Below are 9,651 nucleotides of genomic sequence, written 5' to 3'. Positions count from 1 at the left end.
CGCGTCAGCGGCATAGGGTTTTTCGAGGAACCGGTTAGCTTCTTCATCGCTGAAAATGCCGCCTTGCAATTGCAGGCTGCGCACAGAATCGGCTGATAGGCGCGCGTAGTAAGACGCGTCGATTGCGCAGAGACAGCGCTTGGCATCGACATGAAGACGGATCGGTTCGAGCACGGCATCCGAAAACAGCGGGCGCAAAAAAGGCAGCGCGAAATATTGGTGAAGATCGTCGATACCGCGTTCCGTAGGCGTCTCGCCTTGCAGATTCAACAAGTGACCAAGATCGTGCAATAGCGATGCAGCGATCAGTTCGGGCGTCGCGCCCGCATCTTCAGCAAGCGCCGCCGTTTGCAAAGCATGCTGAAGCTGCGTGACCGGCTCGCCGCTATAGGCAATTGCGCCGTATCGATCGAAGAGATGCTGAATATCGCTAAGAGAGAGTGCCATTGTTTGCTTGAGCGCTAAAGAATCGACGCGGATTGTCGGCGCGCAATATGACGATTTTGTGGCGCGGGCCAAAGCCTGACGAATTTGCACAATGCCCTTAAGCCGTGCTTAGCGGACTCGCTTAGCGCTCTCTGCAAAAGAACCGCAATTTCCGCGTGATACGATGATCCGCGACTCAATCCATCAATCGCAAAATCGCAAAGCATGGCAACGCTATACGATACGCTCGGCGTGGACGAGCACGCCACCGAAGAACAGCTCAAGCGCGCCTACCGCAAGGCCGCGATGCGTTTTCATCCCGATCGCAATACTGGCAACGAAGACATTGCGCGCGCTAAGTTTCAGGAGCTAAAGGAGGCGTACGCAATTCTTTCCGATCCCGCCCAGCGCGAAGTCTACGACCGTATTTTTGCGGAAGAAATGGAGCGCTTTAACGCGCGCGTGAGAAAGGAAGAGGCAGAACGCGAGGCGCGCGAAGCCATAGAACGCGAGGCACGTGAAGCGCTTTATCGCGAGCGCGTTTCGCTTGCGATGCAATTCGCGTCGCAAGGGCATAATCGGGATGTGGTGTTTGGCGTGCTGATCGGCCGTGATTGCGAAGATGTAACGGCCCGCCAGATTGCGGATAGCGTCGTGGCGCTGCATGAATCGCGCAACGCTAAGCCTGCTAAAGAAGAGGTGGATGAACCTGAAGCGCCTGCTAAGACGGAAACAAAAACCGAAGACCCGGTCAATCCGCTAGGCGCGATGTGGTTTCAATTCCTGAACAACCTGAAGTTCTAGAAAAAGCCTTAAGCCGCCAACCGCTCGCCGCGCATATTGTGTTGCTTAGGCGCGGGCGGATACGGGCACCAGTGGCCGTCGTCGTGACGGAAAAAGAACAGCGCGCGCGACGCCGCACCTTGTTCTGTTGATACACATACATAGCGCCTTTTTTCCGCGCCTGTGCGGCTGAACTTAGTCACATGAACCGGCACACTGCCCGGCGCAAGCCACTTTTCTACCTGATACCGAAGGGACTGCTCGTACGCGCTTTTCATCAAAGTCTCCACACGCGGCTTCCATATTCAGGCTAACGGCCAAAAGTACCCGTCGCTTTAAGCCTTGCTATAGAAAATACCTGCCGCAACGCACCACTTTCTTGATAAAGCACTTGAACTCTACGCTGCTCATCTATCACCGCAAGCCGTTTTGCGAAATAGCAACAAGCGAAATTAAATCGATGCTGACTTGCTTATTTCACTAAGAACTCGCTAAGGATCGGCTAAGCGGGCTAAGCGTTTGTCTTACATGACGGATTAATCGTCGTTCAAGGTGGTGCGCGGGTATGTGCGCGAACGGTCATATCATTCGGCCGTTCGGTGCGCTACCCGTCACTTGTATTGAAGCGAACCGCATGCCCGCGAATGCGGTTTCAGAGCGGGCGCGCGAAGCTCAGTTCGTGGCCGTCGGGATCGGTGAGATGAAAATAGCGCTCGTTCCAGGGCGCATCGCGCGGGGCGAATTGTGGCTGGATGCCGAGCGCGACGAGCTTGTCATAAAACGCATCGACATCCGAAACATAGAAGATCGCGCGGCCCCAGAACTGAATGGGACCGTGCGTTTCGCTGGTGAGATTGAGGAACGACGTACCCACCGCGAATGAAGTGAACGCCTCGCTCGCACCGCCATGAACGATGCGAAAGCCGAGCGCTTCGTAAAACGCCACGGCGCGCGCCATATCGTGCGTGGCAAGCGTCAGTGCGCTGAGACTTTCGATGTTCGCCATACTCAATGATGATGATGCGAAACCAGCGACAACACCGATAAATCCGGATGCGTCCCGTCGATAATCGCGCGACCGATATGCCGCGCTTCGTCCACGGCATCTTCTGCGCGTTTGAAGGCGTCGTCGCCATCGGCGTGGAAATGTATGGCTTCACCGGGCGTGTCGGCGTTCGCGTCATGCCGGCAGACGTGGCCGATATAGACGAATCGCGGCGGCGCATGCTCGGGGCCGGGCTTCATCTGCGGTAGCACGTGAATGTCAAAACCTTCGTATTCGAAGACGTGCCATTGAGCGGGATCGTCGGGCATGATCGCCTCCTTGAATTCGTGAATCGCTCAGATAGCAACATTACTCCGTTTGCAGCGAGAAATCTTGTCAGAAGATAGTTTGATACGCTGTATGACACTGGAAGTTGCGCATGAAAATAACATGGATGCCTAAGTATTTCTTGCGTTCGCAAGGCTTGATAGAAATATCGAGCGCCTGTATTTTGGGCCTGACAGAACCGATGTTCACAAGGACACACGATATGAGACGCATCGCGATGTTATGTGCGGCACTGTTTTTATCGCTTGGAACGGCGCAAGCCCAGCCATCCATCGCGATGCTCGACTGCACCCTGATCGACGATAACGCCGCTTATAACGACGACGAAATCAACCGCATCCAGAAGCTGCGCCTCTCGATGATAAGCGACGCCTTACGCAACGATCTGCGCGAACGCGCGATCTTCAACGTAGCTGACAACGCGCCCGCACACGACCTTATCGCGTCACTGCAAAGCACGCAGGATATGAACGCCTGCAACGGTTGCGAATTGCGCGTGGCAAAGCAACTCGGCGTAGCACGCGTGGGCGTGTGCTGGGTGCAGAAGATCAGCAACCTCATCCTCAATATGAATCTGCGCGTGGAAGATGCAGCGAGCGGAGCAACGCTGTTTCAACGTTCCGTCGATATACGCGGCAATACGGACTTGTCATGGCAACGCGGCGCAAAAGCTTTAGTCGATCTTGTTGCAGCCGATCCTTCCGCCACACATTAAACGCGGCAAATTCGGGAGTTTTTCCCGACTGACAACGTTGCCAGCGCGCGGCGATATACGCTAAGTTGAAAAGATCAGGCACGCGCGTTCGCGTCGCCTTGAGAAAATCAAAACAACGCCGGAGACACGAGAAATGCCAGTCAGATTCAAGGCGGTGCGTTTGACATGCGCACTCACGCTTGCGATGAGCGCGGGCATCGCGCACGCTGCCGCCACTGCCTATGTCACGAGCGAAAGCGCCGGTGTCGGCGTGATCGACCTCGATGCGCTTTCCCTCACTAAAACCTTCGATATCGGCAAGGACGGTCCGCGCGGCCTGAGTCTGAACAAGGACGGCACGCGTCTTTATGTCGCCAACAAGACGACGTCCGATCTGTCCGAGATCGATACATCCACAGGCAAGGTCACGCGCCGCGCGAAGATCGGCAAGAACCCGGAGTTTGTGCGCGTGTTCGGCAACATGGCCTATGTGACGTATGAGCCGGGCGAAAACGGCGGCCCGCCCAAACCCGGCGAGCCCGAAAAGAAGGACGATGACGACGCCAACTCGCCGCCTGCGGAAATCGCCATTGTCGATCTGAAAACAATGAAGGTCACGCACTCCATGAAGAGCGGCCACGAGACCGAAGGCGTGGAGTTTTCACATGACGGCAAGCTGATGCTCGTCACCAATGAAGGCGACGATACGGTGTCGGTGTATCGCGTGGGTACGGGAAAACCGGTGCGCACGGTGAGCTTGCCTAAAGGCTCGCGTCCGCGCGGCATCAAGGCATCGCCAGATGGTAAGCAGTACGTTGTTACGCTGGAAAATACAAATAAGTTCGTTGTACTGGATGCCGGAACGATGAAGATCGTCAAAACCGTCGATACGAAGACGGGACCCTACGGCGTATCGTTCGACCCTTCGGGCAAGCATCTTTTGGTGGCCGCCGCGCGCGACAAGACCTTGCAGGTGTTCGACGGCACAAGCTACGAACACGTCAGCGATGTCGCGGTCGGTCAGCGTTGCTGGCACTTCAGCTTTACGCCTGACGGCTCGAAGATTCTGCTGGCATGCGGCCGCTCGAACGCCGTCTATGTGATCGATGCATCGAACTATCAGCCGGTAAAGCAGATCGGTGACTTGCCGCTGGCGTGGGGCGTGGTCACGTATCCGCCGAGCGCGGGATCAATCGTCGGGCGCTGAACGTACTTCGATTCAAGCCTTGAAATGGCCGCTGCGTTTCATACGCGCGGCCATTTCGTTTTGTGCCGCGCATCATTGCGGATTACGGCGCGCGGCGCTGGCATGGCGGCTGGTACCATCGGCAATGACTCGCCGGGGAGAAAACCATGCTCACGTTGGCCGAGGCTTTCCAGGAAATCATCGACGCGCCTTCACGCAAGCGCGTGCTCGTTGCAACGCAGGGCGGCAAGGGAAATTGCCATTGGCTGCCCGCCTATATCGACAAACACGGCGAATTTCGATGCGATCAGGTGGAGCATGCGGCCATCGAACTGGAAGAAGAGGCCGTCGATGCGATCCATCTCTTCGATGCAGGATCGCTGTCGTCATGCGCACTCGTTGCACGCCTCGGTGAGCTGGGCGTGGGCGCGCTCGTGATGGGCCCAGAATCGCCCAGCGATGCCATGCGCATGCTCGAACAACTGAAGGCCAATGCGCTCGGACGATTCGTCGAGAACTATCTCGCGGAATTGCAGCAGCGGCGGCCTGCGAAGGTTTATCCGTTCAGGCCGCGTTGAAGCCTTTATTTCCAGGCGTATCGCATGCCGACCCACACACCACGCGGCGCGCCGATCCCCAAAAACTGCTCGTTTACCGATGCGCCGTTATTGAACGTGTGATTGGGTCCATCGAAGAAATTCTCGCCGAGAATCGCGAAGTTCGCATAGCGTTTATTAAGCAGGTTCTTGACTGTTGCGTAGACCTGAATTTGCTTGGTGACGTTATAGGTGGTGTCGAGATCGATCAGGAAATAGCCGGCCACGCTGCCGTTTGCGTCCTGATTGTTCTCATCGCCACGTGCAAAGATATTGCTGCGATACGTGAGATTCGAGCCGACATTCCATTGCGGAAGCACGTTGTAATCCAGACGCATTTTGACGGTATTGGCCGGAATGCCGGGAATGCGATCGCCCGAATGCACGGTGATATTCCCGTCATCGTCTGCGCTCGAATTGCTCGCGCTGCTTTCCGTCCATGTCGATCGATACGTCGCGTTGACATACGCATAGCTCGCGGCCACGCCGAGCGGTCCCCATTGCGTGCGCCCCGCCAGTTCGAAGCCTTGCCTGCGCGTCTTGCCGACGTTCTGGAAATAGCCCAGCGTGCTTGCCGCGCCCTGACTGCTGACGAACTGAATATCGTCGGAAAGCGTGGTGCGATATGCCGCCGCGCTCCACGTCGTATTGCGTCCAATACGGCCGCGCGCGCCAATTTCGAACGTGCGTGAAATCACCGGCTTCAAATCCGGATCGGCGATGAAATCGTTCGGCAGCGAGCACGGCGCATTCGGGTCCGCGCACGCGAGTTCGATGGCCGTCGGTGAGCGCATGCCTTCGTTATACGTCGCATAGGCCGTCAAATACGGCGTTGGGTTCCAGTTGAAGCCGATCGCAGGATTGAAGCGCGAGAACGTGTGCTGTCCATCGAGCAAAGGCTGCACGCCGCTTTCATCGCCGATGGTGGCTTTGGACCAGTTATAGCGGCCCGCGAGTGTCATCGACCATTGTTCGGTGAAGGAGAACGTATTCTCGAAGTAGATGCCGAGATTCGAGTTGCGCGTCTTCGCATCGGTCAAAGGCGCGAAGGGACCGGTGCCGATGGTCGCGCGGCTGTCCGTGAACGTCGCGGGTTGCTCTGCTTGCGTGAAATGCGAATTCGCGAAGTCGCCCGATGCGCCGATCACCAACTGATTGTCCTTGCCGAACAGCTTATTTAGTAAGGTTAGCTGAAGACTTGCGCCGTAGCTATCGGTGACGATCACGGATTGATCGTTGAAAGCCTGCGTGATTTCATCCGGATCGTCGCCGGCGGGATCGAAGTTATCGTTGACGTTGCTGCTCACATTCACATTGCGATAGTGCCGGTAATACACGTTGCCGCTTACTTCGATATTCGGCGTAATGTAGTGCTCCGCGTTGATGGTGATATAGCCAAGCTGATTCTCGTTGGTATCCGGAAACGTGTACGCCTGACGGAAGTTATCGAGGAACGAGCGAGGAATGGTCTGCGAGCCGTTGAGCGTGTTATCCGCGCCGCCAATTGATACGGATACCGTAGTATCGCGGTCCGTGTAACGAATCTTGCCGAAGGCCTGACGCAGGCGGCTCGAATTGTGATCGGCCCAGCCGTTGTCGTTGGTGACGTTGGCCGTGAAGTAGTAATCGACGTGATCGCCCAGCACGCCGCCTTGCTCGAATTGCGCCACCTTGCGCCCGAACGAACCAAAGCTCAGATCGACATTGCCGCCCGGATTATCGCGGCCATTCTTGGTCGTCACCGCAATCGCGCCGCCGAGCGTGTTCAAACCGAAAGTCGGATTCGAGCCGGGAATGATCTGCATCGTTTGAATCGCGGCTTGCGGAATCAGGTCCCAATTCACGACATCGCCGAACGGTTCGTTTACGCGGACGCCATCGAGAAACACGGATAAACCTTGCGGCGTGCCGAGCAAGGGCGACGCCGTGAAGCCACGATAAAGAATATCGGTCTGCGAAGGATTGCCCTGTGCATCGTTGATATCGACGCTGACGACGTTCTTCTGCAGATAATCTGTCGTAGTCTGCGAGTGCTGCGCATCGATATCGCGGCCCTTGATGGTCTGCACGTTCGCCGGTACTTTATCGAGCGGCGTGCCGACACCGACCAACGGCGTGGTGCCGACCACGACCACGTTCGTCAATTCGGTAGCCGGTGGCTCAATCGTCGGTTCGGCTTGCGCCCACGCCGCCACGCTGATACTCGCAAATGCACCGCCGAACACGAGTCGAAGTCCCGCTCGGGGTTTGAACGGATGCGCGCTTTTGCGCGCGCGAGGCATGCTCTTCACCGACTCCTCCTATCATTTTTCTTGGTGTTTGATTGCGCCCATGTCTTCACTGAAAGCGTCGCATAAGAAAGCGCGCGCGGAACGGGAGCTTTTCCCGATCGCGCAGGGAAGCGTTCCCAATCCCGTTTTTAAGCGCGCGCCGGATGCGCAGAGCATGCGTAGAATCGATTCCGTGATGCCATCCGACTCCTTGCCCACTTCTGCCGATGCAGTCCGCGAACGTCCGCCGCGCTCCGCGGTGTGGCGCGATTGCGCCATCGTGCTCGTCGTCACGCTGATCGCGGGCGCGCTGTTCGCCAGGTTCGATTTCAGCGAGTACGCGTATCGGCTGACACGGAGTGCCGAACGTTTCCAACTCGATGAACTGCCGCCCACTTTGCTCGTGCTCGCGGCGGGTTGCGCGTGGTTTGCGTGGCGTCGATATCAGGAAGCGCAGCGTGAAGCGCGCAGGCGTCGTGTGCTGGAAGAGGAGGCGGCGCACTTGCTGGCGGAGAATCGCAGGCTCGCGAGTCAGGCGATCAGCGCGCAGGAGACCGAGCGCCGGCATCTTGCGCGCGAATTGCATGACGAACTCGGTCAGTATCTCAACGCAATGTCGCTGGATGCGGCGCGTATCCGCGATTTATCGGCTGATCGCGAAGCGGAGATTCATCGGCTGTCGCTTGCGCTGATGCAGAGCGCGACGCATGTGTATCGCGAGATAGGCGGCATGATTCGCAAGCTGCGTCCTATCGGTCTCGATGAATTCGGCTTGCCGACCGCGCTCGAACATTGTGTCGATGGCTGGCGAGAGCGCTTGCCGCAGGCATCGTTCACGCTCGCCGTCGATGGCGATTTCGACGATCTGAGCGATGCGCTCGATATCACGTTGTATCGGCTGGTGCAGGAAGGGCTGACGAACGTGTCGAAGTTCGCACGCGATGCGCGCGTCGAGATTTACCTCGCGCGTGGTCCGGGCGAAATTGTCGTCACCATGACCGATGACGGCCCCGGCATGGACTTGTCGAAGCCGCGCAAGGGGGGGTTAGGCCTAGTCGGCATGCGCGAGCGCGTAGAAGCGCTCGGCGGCGAGTTTCATATCGCGAGCCGTCCGGGTGAGGGCTTTCTCTTCTGCGCGCGCGTACCCGTTCAACCGATTCAACCATTCCCCAACGACATAAACGAGGCATCCGGCGACGCAAAGTCCGCAAAATGAAGCCCCAATCGATTGGCAATCTGCGCCAGTTGCACGCCATTATCCGCGCCGAATTTCTGCCTTATCACCGACTGATGATTCGCCACCGTCTTCTGACTCAGGCCCAGTTTTTCCGCGATGCTCGGCAGCGTATAACCCTGCACCAGCAGCCGCAACACTTCGAATTCACGCGCCGATAACTGCCTTCCCGGTGGACCATCCTGAATGGTTGCGCGAAGTGCAAGCGCCTGCGAAATATCCGGACTCAGATAACACACACGACGCGCGACGGAGCGCACCGCTTCGACCAAAACATCGGGCGCGCTCGCCTTAGTCACATAGCCGCGCGCACCGGCATCGAGCGCACGTCGAACGAAAATCGCTTCTTCGTGTACGCTGAAAATCAGCACATGCGCATGCGGTTCGCGCGCAAGCATGCGCCGCATCGCTTCGATACCGCTCGCGCCCGGCAAGGCGAGATCCATCACCACCACATCCGGCTGCAGCGCGCAGAACTTCTGATAAGCCTCCGCCGCGTTCGCCGCTTCGCCCGCGACATTCACATCGGGATTCAGTTCGAGCAGACGCTTATAGCCCTCACGCACCACAGCGTGATCGTCCACCAGCAGCACGGAAATGTCGGCGTTCATGATCGTCGTTCTCCTCCACCCTGATTCACGCTATCAAGCTAAGAGCGCTCCCTGGCTGCGAAGCGCTTCGAATTCGCATCGTTACGAAAGACGATGGGTTGCTCCTGCACGACGGCCTTTTCGCGCGATGCCGCCGCGCGAACCACTTCGATCACGCGTTCGTGATGCGGTGACTTATCGCACACGGGGTCTGCATTTGCAGGGTCTTGCGTGAGCAGATACGCCTGACAGCGGCATCCGCCCAAATCGATGCTTTTCTCGTCGCAACTGCGGCACGGCTCTTTCATCCAGCCGAAACCGCGAAAGCGATTGAAGGCATCACTCTCGTACCAGATTTCCTTGACAGATGTTTCGGTAACCTTAGGAAACGTAAGACCCGGCAACGAGCGCGCCGTATGACAAGGCAAAGCCGCACCATCGGGCGCGATGCCGAGAAAAACCTGTCCCCATCCATTCATGCAGCGCTTGGGCCGCGTCTCGTAGTAATCGGGCACGACAAAGAAGATCTTGCATTTATC

At 57.5% G+C, this 9,651-nt stretch carries 12 protein-coding genes; 5 read left to right on the top strand and 7 right to left on the bottom strand.

Annotated features, from left to right (window positions below):
- Positions 1–447: HD domain-containing protein (locus P7F28_RS29655; protein WP_277188555.1), on the bottom strand; the 447-nt coding region annotated here is incomplete at its 3' end.
- A 204-nt stretch (positions 448–651) separates the two neighbouring features.
- On the opposite strand from P7F28_RS29655, the gene P7F28_RS29650 reads away from it, so the two are divergent.
- Positions 652–1,230: a J domain-containing protein gene (locus P7F28_RS29650; protein WP_277188552.1), complete on the top strand. Its 579-nt coding sequence runs from the start codon at positions 652–654 to the stop codon at positions 1,228–1,230.
- A gap of 8 nt (positions 1,231–1,238) precedes the next feature.
- Here the strand turns inward: P7F28_RS29650 and P7F28_RS29645 are convergent, their stop codons facing one another.
- The 3 genes from P7F28_RS29645 to P7F28_RS29635 form a co-directional block, all read right to left on the bottom strand.
- Positions 1,239–1,487: a hypothetical protein gene (locus P7F28_RS29645; RefSeq protein WP_277188550.1), complete on the bottom strand. Its 249-nt coding sequence runs from the start codon at positions 1,485–1,487 to the stop codon at positions 1,239–1,241.
- A gap of 374 nt (positions 1,488–1,861) precedes the next feature.
- Positions 1,862–2,215 carry a VOC family protein gene (locus tag P7F28_RS29640; RefSeq protein WP_277188548.1) on the bottom strand — a complete coding sequence of 118 codons (354 nt, stop codon included), beginning with the start codon at positions 2,213–2,215 and terminating at the stop codon, positions 1,862–1,864.
- Positions 2,216–2,217: 2 nt separating this feature from the next.
- Positions 2,218–2,523, bottom strand: a complete 306-nt coding sequence (locus P7F28_RS29635) for a hypothetical protein (protein ID WP_277188546.1) — start codon at positions 2,521–2,523, stop codon at positions 2,218–2,220.
- A gap of 221 nt (positions 2,524–2,744) precedes the next feature.
- Here P7F28_RS29635 and P7F28_RS29630 point away from each other — a divergent pair, with 221 nt between their 5' ends.
- From P7F28_RS29630 to P7F28_RS29620, 3 genes are all read left to right on the top strand, one after another.
- Complete coding sequence (locus P7F28_RS29630) at positions 2,745–3,257, top strand: DUF3280 domain-containing protein (protein WP_277188544.1); 513 nt, start codon at positions 2,745–2,747, stop codon at positions 3,255–3,257.
- A gap of 133 nt (positions 3,258–3,390) precedes the next feature.
- On the top strand, positions 3,391–4,443 hold the full coding sequence (locus tag P7F28_RS29625; protein WP_277188541.1) for a beta-propeller fold lactonase family protein: 1,053 nt from the start codon (positions 3,391–3,393) through the stop codon (positions 4,441–4,443).
- Positions 4,444–4,589: 146 nt separating this feature from the next.
- A complete protein-coding gene (locus P7F28_RS29620; protein WP_277188538.1) occupies positions 4,590–5,000 on the top strand; it encodes a hypothetical protein in 411 nt (136 codons plus the stop codon).
- 5 nt (positions 5,001–5,005) lie between these two features.
- Here the strand turns inward: P7F28_RS29620 and P7F28_RS29615 are convergent, their stop codons facing one another.
- Positions 5,006–7,300 (bottom strand): TonB-dependent receptor, encoded by a 2,295-nt coding sequence (locus tag P7F28_RS29615; protein WP_277188557.1) that lies wholly within the window; start codon positions 7,298–7,300, stop codon positions 5,006–5,008.
- Positions 7,301–7,484: 184 nt separating this feature from the next.
- Here P7F28_RS29615 and P7F28_RS29610 point away from each other — a divergent pair, with 184 nt between their 5' ends.
- Complete coding sequence (locus tag P7F28_RS29610) at positions 7,485–8,504, top strand: sensor histidine kinase (RefSeq protein WP_277188536.1); 1,020 nt, start codon at positions 7,485–7,487, stop codon at positions 8,502–8,504.
- Here the strand turns inward: P7F28_RS29610 and P7F28_RS29605 are convergent.
- Together P7F28_RS29605 and P7F28_RS29600 are read right to left on the bottom strand one after the other, a co-directional pair.
- Positions 8,447–9,133 (bottom strand): response regulator transcription factor, encoded by a 687-nt coding sequence (locus P7F28_RS29605; RefSeq protein ID WP_277188534.1) that lies wholly within the window; start codon positions 9,131–9,133, stop codon positions 8,447–8,449. The genes P7F28_RS29610 and P7F28_RS29605 overlap by 58 nt on opposite strands.
- Positions 9,134–9,171: 38 nt before the next feature.
- Positions 9,172–9,651: SPASM domain-containing protein (locus P7F28_RS29600; protein ID WP_277188532.1), on the bottom strand; the 480-nt coding region annotated here is incomplete at its 5' end.

This window comes from Caballeronia sp. BR00000012568055 (assembly GCF_029439455.1).
Lineage (GTDB): Bacteria > Pseudomonadota > Gammaproteobacteria > Burkholderiales > Burkholderiaceae > Caballeronia.
The sequence above is the reverse complement of the archived record's forward strand: the minus strand, read 5'-3'. Positions and strand labels throughout refer to the sequence as shown.

Bases quoted from the DNA above. Each gene is read 5' to 3' on its own strand.
- P7F28_RS29645 (WP_277188550.1), bottom strand. From the start codon at position 1,487: ATGAAAAGCGCGTACGAGCAGTCCCTTCGGTATCAGGTAGAAAAGTGG.
- P7F28_RS29630 (WP_277188544.1), top strand. From the start codon at position 2,745: ATGAGACGCATCGCGATGTTATGTGCGGCACTGTTTTTATCGCTTGGA.
- P7F28_RS29610 (WP_277188536.1), top strand. From the start codon at position 7,485: ATGCCATCCGACTCCTTGCCCACTTCTGCCGATGCAGTCCGCGAACGT.
- P7F28_RS29625 (WP_277188541.1), top strand. From the start codon at position 3,391: ATGCCAGTCAGATTCAAGGCGGTGCGTTTGACATGCGCACTCACGCTT.
- P7F28_RS29615 (WP_277188557.1), bottom strand. From the start codon at position 7,300: ATGCCTCGCGCGCGCAAAAGCGCGCATCCGTTCAAACCCCGAGCGGGA.
- P7F28_RS29620 (WP_277188538.1), top strand. From the start codon at position 4,590: ATGCTCACGTTGGCCGAGGCTTTCCAGGAAATCATCGACGCGCCTTCA.
- P7F28_RS29640 (WP_277188548.1), bottom strand. From the start codon at position 2,215: ATGGCGAACATCGAAAGTCTCAGCGCACTGACGCTTGCCACGCACGAT.
- P7F28_RS29635 (WP_277188546.1), bottom strand. From the start codon at position 2,523: ATGCCCGACGATCCCGCTCAATGGCACGTCTTCGAATACGAAGGTTTT.
- P7F28_RS29650 (WP_277188552.1), top strand. From the start codon at position 652: ATGGCAACGCTATACGATACGCTCGGCGTGGACGAGCACGCCACCGAA.
- P7F28_RS29605 (WP_277188534.1), bottom strand. From the start codon at position 9,133: ATGAACGCCGACATTTCCGTGCTGCTGGTGGACGATCACGCTGTGGTG.